The organism is Mucilaginibacter sp. Mucisp86 (assembly GCF_047324315.1).
In the GTDB taxonomy this organism is placed as follows: domain Bacteria; phylum Bacteroidota; class Bacteroidia; order Sphingobacteriales; family Sphingobacteriaceae; genus Mucilaginibacter.
Genome location: NZ_CP168503.1, coordinates 5,632,029 through 5,652,323 on the forward strand (window position 1 = coordinate 5,632,029; position 20,295 = coordinate 5,652,323).

At 43.0% G+C, this 20,295-nt stretch carries 10 protein-coding genes; 6 read left to right on the forward strand and 4 right to left on the reverse strand.

Going from position 1 to position 20,295, the window contains the following annotated elements; translation table 11 throughout:
- Positions 1-79: 79 nt before the first annotated feature.
- The 4 genes from ACEN9X_RS23610 to ACEN9X_RS23625 all read right to left on the reverse strand — a co-directional run bounded on the left by ACEN9X_RS23610 (position 80) and on the right by ACEN9X_RS23625 (position 7,544).
- Entirely contained in the window at positions 80-2,257 is a 2,178-nt protein-coding gene (locus tag ACEN9X_RS23610) for a glycoside hydrolase family 3 N-terminal domain-containing protein (protein ID WP_413667465.1), read from the reverse strand.
- Positions 2,258-2,268: 11 nt separating this feature from the next.
- Positions 2,269-5,589, reverse strand: a complete 3,321-nt coding sequence (locus ACEN9X_RS23615; protein ID WP_413667466.1) for a SusC/RagA family TonB-linked outer membrane protein — start codon at positions 5,587-5,589, stop codon at positions 2,269-2,271.
- 161 nt (positions 5,590-5,750) lie between these two features.
- Positions 5,751-6,848 (reverse strand): FecR family protein, encoded by a 1,098-nt coding sequence (locus tag ACEN9X_RS23620; protein WP_413667467.1) that lies wholly within the window; start codon positions 6,846-6,848, stop codon positions 5,751-5,753.
- 51 nt (positions 6,849-6,899) lie between these two features.
- Complete coding sequence (locus ACEN9X_RS23625; RefSeq protein ID WP_413667468.1) at positions 6,900-7,544, reverse strand: RNA polymerase sigma-70 factor; 645 nt, start codon at positions 7,542-7,544, stop codon at positions 6,900-6,902.
- A 182-nt stretch (positions 7,545-7,726) separates the two neighbouring features.
- Here ACEN9X_RS23625 and ACEN9X_RS23630 point away from each other — a divergent pair, with 182 nt between their 5' ends.
- From ACEN9X_RS23630 to ACEN9X_RS23655, 6 genes are all read left to right on the forward strand, one after another.
- Positions 7,727-9,166 (forward strand): alpha-L-fucosidase, encoded by a 1,440-nt coding sequence (locus ACEN9X_RS23630; RefSeq protein ID WP_413667469.1) that lies wholly within the window; start codon positions 7,727-7,729, stop codon positions 9,164-9,166.
- 249 nt (positions 9,167-9,415) lie between these two features.
- The gene (locus ACEN9X_RS23635) at positions 9,416-12,088 is read left to right on the forward strand and encodes a glycoside hydrolase family 2 protein (RefSeq protein WP_413667470.1); all 2,673 of its coding nucleotides are present in this window, start codon (positions 9,416-9,418) and stop codon (positions 12,086-12,088) included.
- 12 nt (positions 12,089-12,100) lie between these two features.
- Positions 12,101-14,395 carry a family 20 glycosylhydrolase gene (locus ACEN9X_RS23640; RefSeq protein ID WP_413667471.1) on the forward strand — a complete coding sequence of 765 codons (2,295 nt, stop codon included), beginning with the start codon at positions 12,101-12,103 and terminating at the stop codon, positions 14,393-14,395.
- Between the two features lie 16 nt (positions 14,396-14,411).
- Positions 14,412-16,529 (forward strand): alpha-L-fucosidase, encoded by a 2,118-nt coding sequence (locus ACEN9X_RS23645; protein ID WP_413667472.1) that lies wholly within the window; start codon positions 14,412-14,414, stop codon positions 16,527-16,529.
- A gap of 67 nt (positions 16,530-16,596) precedes the next feature.
- A complete protein-coding gene (locus tag ACEN9X_RS23650; protein WP_413667473.1) occupies positions 16,597-18,873 on the forward strand; it encodes a GH92 family glycosyl hydrolase in 2,277 nt (758 codons plus the stop codon).
- A 265-nt stretch (positions 18,874-19,138) separates the two neighbouring features.
- Positions 19,139-20,224 carry a DNA topoisomerase IB gene (locus ACEN9X_RS23655; RefSeq protein ID WP_413667474.1) on the forward strand — a complete coding sequence of 362 codons (1,086 nt, stop codon included), beginning with the start codon at positions 19,139-19,141 and terminating at the stop codon, positions 20,222-20,224.
- Positions 20,225-20,295: the final 71 nt, after the last annotated feature.

Genomic DNA, 20,295 nt, shown 5'->3' on the forward strand with positions numbered 1-20,295 from the left:
AAAACTTAAAAGTATAATCCAGACTTACGAAGTTTTTAAAACTTCGTAAGTCTTTATCGTATTAGCTCAAAATAGCTTCCTAATTAGCTATTTTAAAATCAGCCGTCAGCTTTTCATCGGTCGAGCTGCTGCCCAGAACCAGCTTATAGCTGCCTGGATAAAGTTTCCATTTGTGGGTAGCAAGGTCCCATTTTTGCAGATCCTGAACCGGGATTTTCAGTGTAACCACACCCTCTTTATCCTGCTCCAGGCTAATGCGTTTAAAGCTTTTCAATTCCTTAACCGGCATCCTGTCGATGTTTGGATATTTGATATAAGCTTGTACTACCTCGTCGCCGTTGAATTTGCCGGTATTTTTAACATTTACAGTTACTGCAACGGTGTCTGCTTTTTTGTAGGTAGCTTTCAATTTGCTGCCAAGAGTATAGTTGAATGTGGTATAGCTTAAACCAAAACCAAAAGGGTATTGCACAGGGCCGGTATAGTAACGGTAGGTGCGGTTTTTCATATTGTAATCGCTATAATCGGGCAAGTCGCTCATGTCTTTATAAAAAGTAAGCGGCAGGTGACCTGAAGGCGAAACTTCGCCAAAAATAATATCAGCTAAAGCGTTACCACCCTGTTCGCCAGGATACCAGGCAAAGATGATGGCATCTGCATAAGGTTCAATGGCAGATACATCAATATCGCTGCCTGCGGTAATTACGGCTACGAGCGGTTTGTTTTTTACGCTTTTACGTAATTCTTTCATAAAGGCAATTTCGCTGGCAGGCAAACTTAAAGTCTTTTTATCGCCTCCACTTTCTGACAGGAATGCATCGCCAGCTTCGCCCTCTAAAACAGGGGACAGGCCAATAACCGCGATGGTTGCATCGGCATTACCTGCAGCCCAGGTGCCGCCAAAGTGGGTGGTATCTTTATAGTCGCAACCTAAATCATATTCAACGCGGGTAGCTTTATCAACAGCGCCGGTAATACCTTCAACAAAGTTGATCACCTTGCTGCTGGTACCATGGTAGTTAGCTATCATAGCATCAAGCGAGGCCGCGTTTGGCCCAACTACCATAATGCTCGAATAATTGCTTTTTTTGAAAGGCAGAACATTGTTGTTATTCTTTAACAGTACCATACTTTGCTGGGCCACTTTACGTGCCAATGCTAAATGCTGGTCGTTATGAACGCTGTCTGCACCGTAGCCATGATATGGGTTAGCAGTCTGGTCATCATAAAAGCCCAGTTTAAACTCGGTACGTAATATAGCGCTCAACGCCTGGTCAACATCCTTTTCGGTTAGCAGGCCTTGTTTAATAGCCTTGATACCATCGTTTTGCAAAATAGATGAACAATCCAGGTCAACACCTGCTTTGATTGCTGCGGCAGCTACTTCAACAGCAGTAGGCAGGGTTTTGTGGGTAAGGTAAACATCATCCAAAGCGCCGCAATCAGTAACTACGTGGCCATTAAAGCCCCATTCTTTACGCAGAATGTCTGTAAGTAATACTTTATTAATTGAATTGGGCACGCCGTTAATGCGGTTGTATGCGCTCATTACCGATTCCACATGGTTTTTAACCAGTTCGTGAAAAGCATACAGGTAAGTTTCGCGCAAGTCTTTTTCATCAACTTTGGCGTCAAATTTATCGCGGGTAGCTTCAGGTCCGCTGTGTACTGCAAAGTGTTTGGCTGTTGCCGATGCTTTCAGATATTTAGGATCGTCGCCCTGCAAACCTTTAACAAAAGCCGAACCCATACGGCCGGTTAGGAAAGGATCTTCTCCATAAGTTTCCTGTCCACGTCCCCAGCGTGGGTCGCGGAAAATGTTGATGTTGGGTGTCCAAAAGGTAAGGCCCATGTATTGCAAGTGCCTGTCCTGGGCAATAGCCAGGTTGTATTTTGCACGGGCTTCAGTTGAAATAGCAGTTGATACCTGCTTTAGCAGATCGTCGTTAAAGGTAGCAGCCATGCCGATGGCTTGTGGAAATATAGTTGCCTCGCCGGCACGGGCCACACCGTGTAAAGCTTCGTTCCACCAGTTGTAGGCAGGGATGCCTAAACGAGGGACAGCCTGGCTGCGGTAGCCTAGCAGGGAGATCTTTTCTTCAAGGGTTAATTTTGATAAAAGGTCTTTAACACGTAAATCAATCGATTGCGAAGCGTCTTTGTAAAAAGGGACCTGCGCATTTGCGGTAGAAAATTTTAGTAACGCCGCAAGCATTACTAAACAGGATAGGAGTTTGTGTTTTATGGTGGATGCCATTTTAGGGTAATTTATTTTTTGAGTTTAAAGTTAACATTTATTCCGTAAGTATGCGTTGGCGGAAGGCTCGCACCCTCAATTCCGGCATATTTTATATCCGGCGAAAAGCCCGATTCGGGGTCAATATTGTCAGATCGTTTCATGATCGTCCACAGGTTTCGGCCTACTAATGAAAAAGTTATCCCTTCAAATGGCGTTTTATCAAGAAAGCCTTTTGAAAATGTATAACCAAAAGTAACCTGCCGCAATTTAATAAACCTGCCATCCAAAACATTCAATGCCGAAACGCTTTGGGCAAGTGCCTGGTAATAGGTTTGTGCCGGTACAACAACCGTATTTTTATCTCCATTGGCGTTTACGCCATCACCAACAACACCTGTTTCGCGCCCCGGTAAGGTAAGTTTATTAAAGCCACGATAGATACTGTTGTAGTTTGTGGCCGAAAGTATTTTGTTGCCAAACCGGTAATCGATCAAAAATGATAGACTGAATTTTTTGTAGGTGAAACTGTTATTAAACCCGCCGTAAATATTAGGCACCGCACTGCCCATCGGTACCCGCGGACCGGCCTGCGGTAAGCCATTTCCATCAAAAATAATTTGTCCTTTACTGTTTCTGAGGTAATCATTGGCCATAATCTGTGGGCCTGGCAAGCCTTTAACCAGGGCCGTGGCCGCATTAAGCGGGCGGTAAGTACCAAAACTTATATTAGCCGATTCGGTCGTGCCATCTGTCTGGAGAATTTTGTTTTGTACATAAGTAAAATTAAACGATGGTGACCAGTTGAAATTAACAGTTTTAACAGGTGTAGCATTTAGCGAAACTTCAATGCCATTGTTTTGGGTGGAGCCTGTAGGGATAAACCTGCGGGCAAAACCTGTTGCCAGGTCAAGATCTCCCTTAATGATCTCGTTCCTGGTTTTTCGATGGAAATAGGCCACATCAAGTCCCAGTCTCCCGTTAAAAAATTTCAGGTCTGTACCCACTTCCATTTCTGTAAGTGTATACGGCTTTAAAAAAAGATTAGGCAAACTATCGTTGAAACCTCCTGTAGGTATGCCATTTACAGGATTATTAATGGTATAGTATTGTGATGTGATGTATACATCCGTGGGTTCGCCACTTGTTTGGGCATATGATAACCGGAGCTTGCCAAAATCAAGCCCGGGGATGTGTACAAGGTCCGAAAACAGGACACTCGCCGATACCGATGGCGTAAAAATACTCCGGTTATCAACCGGCAGGGTTGAGTAAGTGTCATAACGGCCTGTAGTAGTTACTGTTAAGAAATCTTTTAACGACAGGTCGACTGAATAATAAGTTGAATGTGTTTCAGAGCTTTTATAATCATAGCTGCTGCTTTTGGTTGCCAGGTTGCTATAACTGTAAAAGTTAGGTATGATGAACGGCCCCCCGAAAAGGCGCGTAAATTCATAGCTGTTTTTACGAAGGTTTGCCCCGCCGGATAAATCAAAGCTAAGCAGGTTTTTTATAATGTCCCGCTTGGCACCGATCAAGACGTCGGCATTAAGTTCAGAGCGTTCTGTAGATGATTGTTCATCCATCGAACCCGCATCACCAGGCGAATAAGCAGTACCGGTAGGGGTAATGGTTAACCTTTTATCATACAGCACATCGTCGCCCAGGCGGGCCTGGGCATACAGCCAGCTTTGAATATTGTATCGGGCGGTAATGGCCGATATCAAACGGTTCCGGCTTATGTTATTAACAAATTTGTTTACAGCAAAATATGGATTGGTTACAAATGTATCGCCGGTCCATCTCAGTTCGTTACCGCTTGAGTCATATCCCGGTGCCAGGGCCGCCTGGTTTTCGTTGGCAGCAAGGTATTGAATGTTATTGGGGTTAAGAGGCCCATCACTCAAATTGGGTTTCAGGTTTGATGACTCATCTATATAGTTAGCAATAACATTTACGTTGAATTTATCGGTAATTCCCTGGGTTGCAGTGAGGTTTACTGTTTTGCGGTTAAGGCCGCTGTTACGGATGATTGAGCCATTGCGGAGATCTGAAACCGATAGGCGAAAAGCCCCCGTTTCATTACCGCCATTAAAAGCTACGGTATTGGTGTATGTATAACCACGGCGATAAAATTTATCAATATTATCCGTAACGGCCGAGTAGGGGTAGTATTTACCGTCAAACTGTATAGTTGGCTTACCGTCAAGCTTTTCACCCCAGCCGAAATTGCCCGATGTTATGGCGTTATTCACTGAAGCGGGCCTGATACCATACAGCCCCTGCCCGTAAACCGTTTGATAATCAAAGGTATTAATGGCTTTATCGGTTTGATAATTGGTGTTAAATTCAACACCAAAACCCGAATTCTTTTTTGCGGTTTTAGTAGTGATAAGGATTACGCCATTAGCTGCCCTTGCGCCATATAATGCTGATGCAGCCTGTCCCTTCAGTACGGTCATGCTTTCAACATCATCGGGGTTGATATTGCTGATACCGTCGCCAAAATCGGCACCGCCCCATTCGTTGGCCGCTCCGCGCTGGGTATTATCAATAGGGACGCCGTTGATGATAAAAAGAGGCGCGCTTGCTCCAAAACTGGTAACCCCTCTTAGTAAAATACGTGCGGACGATGCAGGCCCACCGTTAACACCGTTGATGCTTAAACCTGCTACGCGACCCTCCAATGAGTAGGCCACGTTTGATTCTTTGGCTTTATCAAGCACTTCGCCGCCTACTGTTGTTACCGAATAGCCAACTTTTTTCTCTTCTTTTTTTATGCCAAGTGCAGTTACCACAACTTCACTTAAAACATTGCTTACGGTAAGTGTTATTTTAAGCGGAGCTGCGCCCGATAGTTTTACATCTTTGGTGACATAGCCTACAAAGCTGATAATCAATGTTGACTGGTCTGGCGCTTCAAATGAGAAGGCACCCTTTTGATCAGTAGGTGCACCCATTGTTGAGCCTCTTACCCTAACAGTAGCGCCGGCAAGCGGTGCTCCGGTTTCATCAACCACAGTGCCTGTTACCTTAACCACATTAACTATTTCATCAACCGGGGCAATTACTATGAGGTGATTGGCAAGTTCGGTGTAAGAAAAACCAGAGTTAGCTAAAATCTTATCCAACACGGCTTTAACATCTTCATTATCAAAGCTAATGTCGGTTTTATTTAAAACAGGAATCTTCCGTTCGCTGTAAACAAAATGATAAATACTTTGATGCTCGATGGTTGATATTACCTTTTTAAAATCGGCCGATTTTAAATTGATAGTGACACGGGTTTGTGAATATACAGTTAATATAGCCAGTAAATTGAAGAATAATATTAACGTAAACCGTATTTTCATTTATACCGATAACCTAACCTGTCGCCAACATCCATTGGGGATGCCTAAATTTACATAAATTTTATAATTAGAATATAATTAGAACAGGTAATAGTGTAAAATGAACGGATTGATGTGTAACAATTATGAATATTGTAAAGCTATCGAAAGAAAATCGGCAGTTAATAAATATAAATGGCCGAGTTTTTTACCTTATAGTGGAAATCTTCGGTAATGCGTAATGCATCAAGCGCCTGGGTAATGGTTTCTTTTTCATAAGTGCCAGTAAAACGGTACTTTTTCATGTCATCATTTTTAAACTTGATTTCAACACCATACCAACGTTCCATACGCATGGCGAGATCGGCAAAGTTTTCATCTCTGAAAATGAGTTTATTTTGAGTCCATGAAGTTTCTAAAACGGCGCTGTCATCCTGGTGAAGGCGGGTAAAGCTTGTTAAAACATATTGCGGACCCTCACTGCTGTCGGTAGCGGGTGAAAGTTTGTCCTGTTTTTTATGAACAGTAGTAAACGATCCTTTTTTAACAATCAGTTTTTCGCTTGGTTTTAAAATGATCCTGTCAGATGGGCGGTCATCAAGTGTAACTTCAATAGCCCCTCTGATCAGGGTTGTTTCACTTGATGGTTCATTGGGATATGATTTAACGTTGAAAGCAGTGCCCAGTACCTTAATGTTCATTTTTTCGGTATGAATAATAAACGGATGTTCATGGTCCTTATGTACATCAAAAAAGGCCTCGCCGCTTAAATAAACTTCACGGGTTTTGCCGGTAAAGTTTGTTGGGTATCTTAATGAACTTTTTGAATTAAGCGTAATGCGCGTACCATCGACTAATACAATAGTGGATTTTTCACGAACGAAAGTGCTTTTGTTTTGCCAGGCGCTGGGAGCTGCGTTTGCAATTTCCCTGCCCGAAATACTCATTTTTGAATAAAAAAGGTAGGAGCAGCCTCCTATTAAAACAACTGCAGCGGCAGCCCGCCATAGATAATATATAATACCTTTTTTTGCAGAAGAAATGATGGTTGAAGGTTCAGTAACCTCTTGTGCTTTAATTTTTGATTTTATTTTTTGAAAGGCAAGGGCATTATCGGCGTATACGGTATCGCTATGTTTCCAATAGGCAGAAATAGCCTCGTATTGTTCACGAAGGGAAGCATCATTAGCTAAGCAACGCTGAAGTTCGGTATTTTCATCAGAGCTGATTTCATTTGACAGTTTTTTGCCTACCAGCTCTATAAATTTATCATTGCCCATCTTATAATTGCATCCTTTTTATTGATAGGACAACTTATTTAGGTAAATTACTTACAAGTGTAAAAAAAATAATTGTAAAATCACAATTACAGAGCCTAAAATGTTGACAGCGTTTGGTTTAGGTTGGATATCGTTATGTTTATTGTATTGTGTCAAAACGACACTAAGCTTTTTAATTGCTCTGAATAACTGAGTTTGCACGGTGCGGGGCGAAATATTAAGAATTTCGGCTACTTCTTTGTACTTCATGCCATCTTCTTTTATCAGTCTGAAAACTATGCGGCATTGTTGCGGTAAACCGGCTATGGCCTGGTCCATTCTGAAAATCAGCTCTTTGTTTTCTATTTCCCTTTGCGGGTTATAGGTATTCACAAATTCAACCGAGTTGGTTTCTTCAATTTGTACAAGATGAATGGTCGAGAATTTTTTAATATGGTTTAGCGATTGGTTTTTTACCGCTACAAACAGGTAGGTTTCGGGGTTTTGGATTTCGGTGAGGTTTTTACGGTTAATCCAACACTTTACAAATACATCCGAAACTATTTCTTCGGCAATCTCCCGTTGATGTACGTATAGTACACAAAATTTAATGAGCGAGTTGTTAAGAATATGGAAAAACAGCTCAAAGGCATTCTCATCGTCATTATTGCAAATGAGTTTCCATAATTTCAGCGTATCAACTTTTCTGTCTCTCAAACCGAAGATTTTTTAATTAATCAACTAAATTTAAAACTTAATAATGGTGTAACAATAATAACATATTAATATCGAAAAATAAAATTTTATGATGTAAGTTGCGATGTTTTTTAAAAAATTTTAAAAAGTGTGTAGGCAATACACTATATAAAATTGTCAGTAATTTATAAAATAAAAGCTTGATGAAACGATTATTTACAGCATTTCTTTTGGTTTTAAGCTGTTACAAAACCTTTGGGCAACAGCACAATATGTCAAAGCAATATGTTCCTGCAGGCGACCCTGCAGTTGAGCAAAAAATTGCAAATTGGCAGGATCTTAAGTTTGGTTTGTTTATGCATTGGGGTACCTACAGCCAGTGGGGGGTAGTTGAAAGCTGGAGCATTTGTCCGGAAGATGAGGGCTGGACACAACGACGCGGCCCGTATGGTGCAACTTATAATGGTTATAAAGCTGCTTATGAAAATTTGCAAACCACTTTTAACCCAACCAAATTCAATCCCGAAAAATGGGTGAAGGCTGCTAAAGATGCCGGTATGAAATATGTAATTTTTACTACCAAGCATCACGATGGTTTTTGCATGTTTGATACCAAAGAAACCGATTATAAGATCACAAGCAGTAAAACACCTTTTTCAAGCAATCCAAGGAGCAACGTAACTAAAGAAATCTTCAATGCTTTCCGTAAAGATAACTTTATGATAGGGGCTTACTTTTCAAAGCCCGACTGGCATACCGAAAATTACTGGTGGCCATATTTCCCGCCAAAAGATCGTAATGTAAACTACGACCCTAAAAAATATCCTGAGCGCTGGCAAAAGTTTAAAGATTTTACCTATAACCAGATAAGCGAGTTGATGAGCGATTATGGTAAAGTTGATATTTTATGGCTCGACGGAGGATGGGTACGCCCTAAAAGCAGTGTTGATACCACTGTAGAATGGCAGCGCGGAATCAAATTTGACCAGGATATCGATATGCCGAAGATAGCCGCTATGGGCAGGCAAAAACAACCAGGATTAATAGTGGTTGACCGTACTGTAGCCGGCAAATATGAAAATTACACTACTCCGGAGCAGGAAGTACCCGAAGTACCGCTTGATCATCCCTGGGAAAGTTGCATAACCATGGGTAACTCATGGAGCTATGTTCCCGGCGATCATTATAAATCGGTACAGCAAATAGTTCAGTTGTTGGTGAAGACCGTATCGCGCGGTGGTAACCTGCTCATGAATATTGGTCCCGGCCCTGATGGTGATTGGGATCCGGTTGCCTATGAACGCCTGCAAGGTATTAGCCAATGGATGAAGATCAATGGCGAAGGTATTTATGCCAGCCAGTCAGTTGCACCATATTCAACAGGTAATATATACTATACAAAAGCCAAAAGCAGCAACACCATTTACGCATTTGCCTTAAGCGATCAGGAAAAAGTAGTTTTGCCTGCTACCGTATCTGTAAAATTAAAAGATATAAAAAAGGTGAAGAAAGTAACCCTTCTTGGCAGTACCCAAAGCCTTAAGTGGAAACAGGTAGCTGATGGTATCGATATCAGTATCCCGGCAAAATTGCAACAGGCCAGCGGGCTAAATGAAGCGGCCGGTTTTAAAATAGTTTATTAATTACGTAGCCAAAATATCATGTCATTTCGACGAACAGGCGGGGTTGAGCAATAGGAGTGAGGAGAAATCTTATATAAGCAATAAGCAAACTTTGAAGAGTGTATAAGATTTCCTTCGTTCCGTATCCACGCCTCTGCATACTCGTCTGAATGACAATTATACCGACAAAATCCCACATCATATAGCCAAGTTGTTACAGCTAAAATGATTTGGCAGTTTTTAATTTTGACATTCATCCAATCTAAATAAATGACAACAACCCGTTCTGCAGGCAGATCTGCATTGTTTAAATTTTCATTAGTGTTATCCGTGCTTGCTTCAGGCGTTTATCAAAACGCAGAGGCGCAAACCAGTTATGAACTTAACAGTGGCTGGAAATGCACCTCAATGAATAGTGTTAAAGATAATGGCACAATTATTTCTCAAACTAATTATGATCTGGCTGCATGGAACCCTGCTGTGGTGCCGGGAACTGTGCTTACAACGCAAGTGGCTAATAAACAGGTTCCGGATCCATTTTACGGGATGAACAATGAAAAGATCCCTGATATCTATAAAGTAGGCCGCGATTATTACACTTATTGGTTTGCCAAAGATTTTAAAGAGGCTGCGCCAACTGGTAGTAATCAAACCTATCTTAACTTTCGTGGTGTAAATTATAGTTGCGATGTTTTCCTTAACGGGCATAAGCTTAACAGCAAACTACATAAAGGTATGTTTTTGCGCCAGAGCTATAACATTACTAAATGGCTGAACAAAAATGGCAACAACCGTTTAGCGGTGGTTGTTTATCCGCCGGATGTTGTTGGTAACCCCAACGGCGGTCAGGGTGGTGACGGAACCATTGCCCGCGGTGTAGGTATCCAATACACAGCAGGGTGGGACTGGATCCAACCCATTCGCGACCGCAATACCGGTATCTGGGATAAAGTGACCATTGAGCATACCGGCGCTGTGGCTATCAAAGATCCGCATGTGGTTACGCTGGTTCCGGGTGTTCGCAAGCCAGAAGGTGCACAGCAGCCTGCTATTATACAGGTATCTGCCGAGGTTGAAAACGCTACAGGTGCAGCGGTGAGCGGTACTTTACAATATAATTTAGATGGCAAGCTGGTGTCACAGCCTGTTACACTAAAAGCCAATTCAAAACAGGAAGTTAAACTGACCGATTACAGCCTTAAAAATCCTAAGCTTTGGTGGCCAAATGGCTACGGTCCGCAAAATTTGTATAAGCTTAATTTACAGTTTGTAGCAGGTGGCAAGGTATCCGATCAAAAAAGTATTGAAGTCGGCGTACGCCAGATCACTACCGAGTGGAACAACAAAACCGAAAGCCGCCAGGTTAACATAAATGGTCAAAAGATCTTTATTAAAGGTGGTAACTGGATCATCTCCGATCAGATGCTGCGTTTTAGTGATGCCCGTTATGATGCCGAGGTTCGTTTTCACCGTGATATGAACCTGAACCTGATCCGGGTTTGGGGTGGCGCACTGATTGAACGCCCAGAATTTTATGAAGCTTGTGATAAATACGGTATGCTGGTTTTTCAGGATATGTGGGGATCGGGCGACTGCAACGGCCGTTGGATCGATCCAATGAAAGCTGATGACCAATGGACCCGCCGCAAATATCCGGATGATCATGACCTTTATTTAAAATCAGTTGCCGATCAAGTTAAACTGGTACGTAACTTCCCGTCGCTGGCAATCTGGTGTGGTGGTAATGAGATCACCCCGCCCGAAGATATTTTTGCAGCCATGCGCGATACCATTATGCCAAAACTGGATAATACCCGTTGGTTTATCCCTTATTCAAACTCCGAAGAAATGTCGCGCAATGTACAGGGCGGCAATGGCGATGGCCCTTACGGCATCCAAAGCCTTACAACTTTCTGGGATCATCAAACTTATCCGTTCAATTCGGAAGTAGGTTCGGTTGGGGTTAGCGATTATGAATCGTTAAAGCGTTTTATCCCTGCCGAAAATATGATTGTGCCTGAATTTGATGCCTCTACCGGCAAAACTAAAACAGACCCGGTTTGGGAATATCATAAATATATTGGCTACGACGGTTTTGTTGATAAATACGGAAAAGCCAAAAATGTTGAAGATTTTGCAACCAAAGCACAGTTGGTAAATTATGATCAATACCGTGCTTTGATGGAAGGTTTTAGCTCACACATGTGGGATTGGTATACAGGTACCATCATCTGGAAAACTCAAAACCCGTGGACAGCGATGCGAGGCCAGATGTATGATTATTACCTTGATCCTAACGCTTGTTTGTACGGCTTACATAACGGTAGTGAACCTTTACACATCATGTACAACCAAACAGATGGTATGGTGATGGTAGCCAACAATACCTTTAAAACGCATAGCAATATGCTGCTAGTAGCCAAAACTTATGATATGGATGGCAAGGAGAAAGTGTTAACAAAGGTTTTTGCCGATGTAACACCAACTACCACTAAACGCTATTTATCACTGAAAAGAGAGATCGAGAGAGAAGCAAAAGACAAAGGCATTTTCCTTTGCCTGCAATTGCTTAAATCAGATAACGAAGTGATCGACGAAAACATTTACTGGCTGCCTGATGCCAATGGTGATTTCTCCGGTTTACAGAAAATGCCTAAAGGTGATTTAGGTGCAACAGCTAAATATTTAAAGAACGGCAAGGTTGAGGTAACGCTCACTAACGAAGGTAATGGTGCCTTGGCATTCTTCAACCGTTTATCATTAGTTAATGCTGATACCAAACAACGCATCCTTCCGGCTTTTTATAGCGATAACTATGTAACCGTATTGCCGGGCCAAACTAAAAAAGTTGTTATCGACCATAACCCTGGTGCCGATAAAAACCTTGCAGTAACTATCGGTGGCTGGAACGTAACAGAAAGAACCATATCTATCGACAAATAACAAACAGAAACAATGAAGATCATTTCAAAATATTTGTCAGCAGCGGCATTAGCGCTTATTTGTACCGGTGCTGTTAACGCCCAGGAAACAGCAGCAAAATTTCCTCTGATCCCTTACCCGGCTCAATTAACGGCGGGTGAAGGTTCATTTACTATAACATCTAAAACCGGCATAGTAACTTCCAATGCTTTTAATACTGAGGCTTATGCCTTGAAAGACCTGCTGCGTAAAGGCTTAGGTAAGCCTATTGAAGTAAGTAAGGTAAAGAAAGCTCATGCTATTAACCTTGTTTATGACGCAAGTATAACCACTCCCGAAGCGTACCGCATGAGCGTTACTAAGGAGCAGATTGTTATTCGCGCAAAAGACCCTGCCGGTGTGTTTCACGCGGTAGAAACTATCCGTCAGTTATTGCCTGTTGGCATTGAAGCGGGCGTTGTGCAAAAGCAATTGTCTTTACCCGTTGTAGCTATTGAAGACGCGCCTGTTTACGAGTGGCGTGGTATGCACCTGGATGTATCGAGGCATTTCTTTTCGGTAAGCTACCTGAAAAAATTTATCGACAGGATGGCTTTGTACAAGATGAACAAGCTTCACCTGCATTTAACCGATGATCAGGGCTGGCGTATCGAAATAAAAAAATATCCCCTGCTTACCGAAGCCGGTGCATGGCGCACCTTCAACAATCAGGACTCGGCCTGCATGAAAAAGGCTAAGGATAATCCGGATTTTGTGATCGATAAGGAGCACATCATTCAAAAAAATGGCAAAACATTATACGGTGGTTTTTACACGCAGGATGAAATGAAAGGCGTAGTGGCTTATGCCGCAGCCCGTCATATCGACATTGTTCCGGAAATTGATATGCCGGGGCATATGATGGCGGCCATTAACTCATATCCGTTTTTAACCTGCGATGGTGAAAATAAATGGGGCGAGCTGTTCACCAAACCAATCTGCCCGTGTAATGAAAGTACCTTTGAGTTTGCCGAAAATGTATTTACCGAGATTATGCAGATCTTCCCGTCTAAATATATCCACATTGGCGGCGATGAAGTTGATCGTACCAATTGGGGCAAATCAGACGCCTGTAAAGCTTTGATGGCCAAAGAGGGACTTAAAGATCTGGCCGCATTGCACAGTTATTTCATTAACCGCATGGAGAAGTTTTTCAACTCTAAAGGCCGCAAGCTAATTGGTTGGGACGAGGTAATTGAAGGCGGCATCAGTCCAACAGCTATTATTATGTACTGGCGTACCTGGGTGCCTGATGCCCCGGTTAAAGCTGTTAAGAATGGCAATACCGTGATCATGACACCCGGCGAACCGCTTTACTTTGATAACCAGCCCGACCAGTATTCTGTTAGTAAGGTATATCATTTTAACCCTGTGCCAAAAGTATTGAACGCCGAAGAAGCAAAATCAATCATTGGTGCGCAGGCCAATCTCTGGTCAGAAATGATTCCTTCAGAAAAACGCGCCGATTATATGTATATGCCGCGGTTAACCGCATTGTCTGAAATGCTGTGGACGCACAAGGAAAGTGAATACGATTCATACCTGGAACGTTTAACTCAACAATATAAAAGGATGGACGCGATGAAGATCAACTATCGTCTGCCTGATCTTCCTAACCTGCTTAATCAGTATGTTTTCACTAACGAAGGCAAGCTAAGCATTGCGTCTCCATTGCCAAGCCTTACTATCCGTTATACTACCGATGGTACTTTGCCTGATACCCAATCGCCGGTATTGCCACCGCCATTAACTATCTCTAAATCAGAGTTGGTAAGGGTTGCAGCGTTTACACCAACCGGGACACGTGGCGATGTTTATAATTTGAACTACACACAACAGCAAATGCTGGGCCCGGTAAAAATTGCCCCGCCTAAACCCGGACTCGCAGCTACTTATTACAAGGCTTTCTTTAAAAAGACTGCATTAATGCAAAATGCAAAGGTTGACAGCACGTTTAGTACTGATAAAATAGAAGTACCTGCTACGGTTAAAGCTCCGTCATTTGGTATCACTTACAAAGGCTATATCGATGTGCCAACCGATGGTATTTACAGCTTTTACTTAACCTGCGATGATGGCGGTGTGCTGTACATTGGCGATAAAACTGTTGTTGATAACGATGGTAATCACTCGGCGCAGGAACGGAGCGGACAGGTTGCGCTAAAAATGGGTGCGCATCCGTTTAAGCTTGATTTTATTGAAGGCGGCGGCGGCTTTAAGTTGCTGCTGAAATACAGTGTTAATGGCTCGGCCCCTCAGGATGTGCCGTCATCATGGTTCAAAAACTAATAACCTAATACCAATTATGAAGAAGTTTACAGGCATTGCCTTATTGTTACTTACGGCCGGTTTAAATAGTTTCGGCCAAACTGCTCCTAAGCCTTATGGCGTATTGCCTACACAAGGGCAGCTTAACTGGCAGGAAACTGGGATGTATTGCATTATCCATTACGGCGTTGATACTTATACCAACAAGGAGTGGGGATTTGGCGATGAAGATCCGAAGATTTTTAACCCATCGCAGTTCAGCGCCATGCAGATAGTTGCTGCTGCAAAAGCCGGTGGTTTTAAAGGTGTGGTTGTGGTAGCCAAACACCACGATGGTTTCTGCATCTGGCCAACCAAAACTACCGAGCACAATATCACCAAAAGCCCATATAAAAACGGCAAGGGCGATATGCTGAAAGAATATCGTGAAGCTTGCGATAAGTTAGGCATGAAACTAGGTGTTTACTGCTCACCATGGGACAGGAACAACCCTAATTACGGCACGGCCGAATATGTAAAGATCTACCGTGAGCAACTGAAAGAATTGTATACCAATTACGGTCCGTTGTTTATTTCATGGCACGATGGCGCTAATGGCGGTGATGGCTATTACGGCGGCAAACGTGAAGTAAGAAAAATTGACCGTTCAACTTATTATGGATGGGATACTACCTGGGGCATTACACGCAAATTGCAACCGAATGCTGTTTTATTTGGCGATGTTGGCCCGGATGTGCGTTGGGTAGGTAATGAGGAAGGCCATGCAGGTGAAACATGCTGGGCCACTTACACTCCTCACGCTCCTGATGAAGGCAAGATCCCTGCTAATGGTTATGTAAAGGATTATGAAGGCACCGAAGGCACCCGTAACGGTAAGTATTGGATGCCGGCCGAATGCGATGTGTCATTGCGTCCGGGATGGTTTTATCACAAAGCGCAGGATGAAGGTGTAAAATCGCCTTATACCTTGCTCGATCTGTATTACAAAAGCGTAGGCCGTGGCGCGGCGCTTGATTTGGGTTTATCTCCTGATCCGCGTGGTATTATTAACGAGATTGATGTTAAATCATTAACCGAGTTCGGCAACTTGCTTAAGCAAACCTTTGCTGTTAATTTGGCAAAAGGGGCAACACTAACGGCAAGTAATGTGCGTGGCGGTAACAAAGCCAAATTTGGTCCGCAGTTTTTGTTGGATGATAACCGCTACAGCTATTGGGCTACTGATGATAAAGTAACTACTCCCGAATTAACTATCGATCTGCATTCGCCAAAAACGTTTAACGTGATCCGTCTGCGCGAAAATATTAAGCTTGGTCAGCGTATTGAAGCAGTTGCCGTAGATGCTTATTTAAATGGCAAATGGGAGCAAATAGGGGAAGCTACCAGTATTGGCGGTAACAGGCTGATCCGTTTAACTCAAAATATCACTGCAAGTAAACTGAAACTGAGGGTTACTGCGTCGCCGGTGGCTATTGCTTTGAGCGATTTCGGGATTTATAAAGAGCCGGTGCATTTAACTGCACCAAAAGTATCACGCAATAAAAAAGGCGAAGTAAGCATTATTACCGAAGCTCCTGTAAGCGCTATCCGCTATACGCTTGACGGGCACGAGCCAACATCGAGTTCGTCGGTTTATACTAAGCCGTTTGCGCTTAATGAGGGCGGAGTAGTAAAAGCCCGGAGTTTTGAAGGTAAAAATCAACAAAGTGAAAGTGCTTACGCATCATTTGGCTTTGCTAAAACCGATTGGAAAGTGCTGGATGCCACTGCAGCTAATGATGGCTGGGGGCGTGCAGAAAATGCTTTCGACGAAAATACAGGTAGTCTTTACAGTACCCTTAAAAAAGAAGATGCGCAATTCCCGCAGCAAATCAGCGTTGATTTGGGTAAGGAACAAAAGATAAAAGCATTTGGTTATTTGCCAAGGCAGGATAAACAATCTGAAGGCATTGTTGATAGCTACATTTTCTACGTCAGCAATGATGGCAAAACCTGGGAAAAGGTGGCATCTGGCGAGTTCTCTAATATCAAATCGAACCCAATTGAGCAACCTGTAGCTTTAAAGCAGGCATTTAGCGCACGTTATTTTAAATTTGAAGCCACGCACGTAATTGCAGGCAATGGTATTACCGTAGCCGAATTAAGCGTTTATTAATAATCTATTAAGTATTGAGGTTTACTTTGACAGCAATATAAACCTCAATACATCATTTAAATAAAGAATGAAAAAACAACTCGTTTTGGCCGGTTTACTGGCCCTGGTTAATTTAAGCGCCCAGGCACAAAGGCACCAATCGCAGCCCATGAAAAAGGCCGGCGGTTTAACACAATATGTCGACCCATATATTGGCACCGGTTTTCATGGGCACGTTTTTGTGGGTGCCAGTGTTCCGTTTGGAGCAGTGCAGTTAGGCCCAACCAATATTTCTGAGGGTTGGGACTGGTGTTCGGGCTATCATATTTCCGATTCTACCATTATCGGTTTTCAGCATACGCATTTAAGCGGTACCGGTATTGGTGATCTGGGCGATATTTCTTTTATGCCTACAACCGGGCCAATCAACGTATACAAAGGCAGCAACAAAAATTTAAAAGTCGGTTATGTATCGTTGTTCAGTCACAAGGATGAGGTTGTAAAGCCGGGCTATTACAAAGTAAAGCTTAAAAAATACGATATCGGTGTTGAGCTTACTGCGAGCGCCCGTGTTGGGATGCATAAGTATACTTTCCCTGCATCAAAGGATGCCCACATCCTGATTGATTTGCAGGAAGGTATTGGCTGGGACAGGCCAATGGAAACCTATATTAAACAGGTAGATCAAAATACCATTTGTGGTTATCGTTTTTCAAAAGGCTGGGCAAATGATCAACGTATTTATTTTACAGCGGTGTTTTCAAAGCCTATTAAAACATTCAATGTTTATGACAGTACCGCCAGCGCAAAAGGTACCGAGCTTAAAGGTGTAAAAGTAAAAGGTGTTATCAGCTTTGCTACCACCAAAGGCGAAGTTGTTTATGCTAAAGTTGGTATCTCACCGGTGAGCGCGAAGAATGCCCTGCTTAATATCGAAACTGAGATACCAGGATGGGATTTCAATAAAGTGGTTGCCGATGCTGATGCTGCCTGGAACAAACAGTTTCAGAAAATTGTGATCAAGGCCGATTCATTATCACAGATGAAGAAGTTTTATACTGCTTTTTATCATACTATGATAGCGCCGTCTATTTTTAACGATGTGAATGGCGAATACTGGGGAACAGATAAAAAAGTACACAAAAACGAAGGTTTCAATAACGTAACCACGTTTTCATTGTGGGATACTTACCGTTCAAACAATCCGCTGTCAACCATTATCCACCCTGAGCATGTGAATGATATGATCAACTCTATGCTGGCTATTTATCAGCAACAAGGTAGTTTACCCGTTTGGCATTTGATGGCTAATGAAACCAATTGTATGGTGGGTTACAGCGCGGTACCTGTTGTTGCAGATGCTTTGTTAAAAGGATATAAGGGTTTTGATGCTAATTTAGCATACGAGGCCATGAAAACCACAGCAATGGGTGACGATCGCGGTATCAAATACGTTAAAAAATACGGCTATATCCCTGCCGATAGCAGCCGCGAATCGGTTTCAATGGGCCTTGAATATGCCATAGACGACTGGAGCCTGGCGCAGGTAGCCAAAAAATTAGGCAAAACCGAAGACTACGCTTACTTCAGTAAACGCGGTGCCTACTACAAAAACTATTATGACGCAAAGGCTGGCTTTATGCGCGGCCGTTTATCGCAGGATGCATGGCGTACACCGTATAGCCCATTCATCTCTATCCACGAAACCGGCGACTTTACCGAGGGCAACGGCTGGCAGTACACTTTCCTTGTTCCGCAGGATGTAGAAGGTTTGATTGATATGCTGGGCGGCGTTGATAAGTTCAATACCAAGCTTGATTCATTGTTTATTGCGCAAGGTGATATGGGCAAATTTAAATCGCCTGATGTGTCAGGTTTGATCGGCCAGTATGCACATGGCAACGAGCCAAGCCACCCAATGAGTTATTATTATGCTTACTCGGGCAAGCCATGGAAAACAGCCGAAAAAGTAAGATTTATCCTTGATGACTTTTATACCGATAAGCCGGATGGTATTATCGGCAATGAGGATGTAGGGCAGATGTCGGCCTGGTATGTGTTATCTGCTGTTGGTTTTTACCCGGTTAATCCGGCCAATGGCCTGTACGTGTTCGGCAGCCCGGTAGTTAACGAGGCTACATTGCAATTGCAGGGAAATAAGAAGTTCCATGTAGTGGTTAAAAATAACGGCCCTAAAAACAAGTATATCCAGGCTATGACGCTTAATGGCGCTGATTATACCAAAACTTATATCAAACACACCGATGTGATGCAGGGCGGCGAACTGGTAATTACTATGGGCGATAAGCCTGGCACCGTTTGGGGTGTTGGTGAAGCTAATAAAGCGGTTTCGGTGTTGAAGTAAGGTTTTCCAAGGAAAGCCCACTTCCACGTGTCATTGCGAGCGCAGCGTGGCAATCGCACGGAAACCGAGCCGCTCTGTACAGCCGCCCTGTATCGCATGCGATTGCTTCGTACCTCGCAATGACATAATTATATATTAATGAAAAAAGGGATGCCCGTCGGGCATCCCTTTTTTCATTAAAGAGACTTAAGGCAATAATCTAAAATATCTCTATAAGATAAATTCCTAATTAAAACTTAATATCCCCTCCGCATGTTATCTCCACATGAACCGTCTTCTCAAAAAGCTCGAAAAAATTGGCCGCGACCCAAAGATCACTGCCAAGGCAGTTGGCCTACGTTATGTATCCGACTCATCGCCGGGGTATACCCGTAAAAAGTCGGGCAAAGGCTGGAGTTATTATGATGCAGATAGTAATTTAGTAAAAGACAAAGAATTGTTAACCAGGTTCAACAAGCTGGTGATCCCGCCGGCATATACTAACGTTTGGATCTCGCCCTACGAAAACGGCCACTTACAATTTACGGGTACGGATGCTGCCGGGCGCAAGCAATACCGGTATCATGCTCATTGGAACCAGATCCGGAACCAATCCAAATATCACCGGATGCAGACTTTCGCAGCGCATTTGCCGGCAATTCGCAAGCAGGTAGATAAAGATTTGGCAAGGCATAACCTTGGCCATGAAAAAGTAGTTGCACTGGTAGTGAGGTTAATGGAGCTTACCAGTATCAGGGTTGGGAATGAATCGTACAAAAAGCTTTATGGATCATTTGGCTTAACGACGTTGCAAAACAGGCACGTGAAGGTTGAAGGATCCAATCTCCGGTTTGAGTTTAAAGGCAAGAAAGGAGTGTTTCACAAAGTATCACTGCAAAGCCGTAAGCTTGCACGTTTGGTAAAGCAATGCCGTGATATCCCCGGGAAAGAGCTTTTTCAATATTATAACGAGGATGGTACAAAGTGCAGTGTAGGCTCGGGCGATATTAATAGCTACCTGCATGAAATTACCGGAGAAGACTTTACCGCCAAAGATTTTCGTACCTGGGCAGGCAGCGTAAGTGCACTGTACGCTTTTAAAGAGGCCGGAGAATTTGACAGTGTTACAGAGTGTAAAAAGAAGATAGTGAGTGTTTTGGACGAGGTAGCCATAAACCTTGGGAACACGCGTACTGTTTGCAAAAAGTACTACGTGCACCCATCGGTTATTAAAAGTTATGAAGAAGGAACCATCTTTAAATATATCGGCCAGCTTGATGAACGCGAAGATGTAAAAGCCGCCGAACTTAATATTGCTGAGAAAGCCTTACTCAACCTGCTGGAAACGGAAAAACTGGCCGAGGCCAGTTGAGAAGGTTGATTATGTTTAAAGTTGCTTAAGAGCGTGTTTATTTCTATTAATATTAACTGATCTTATCGAAA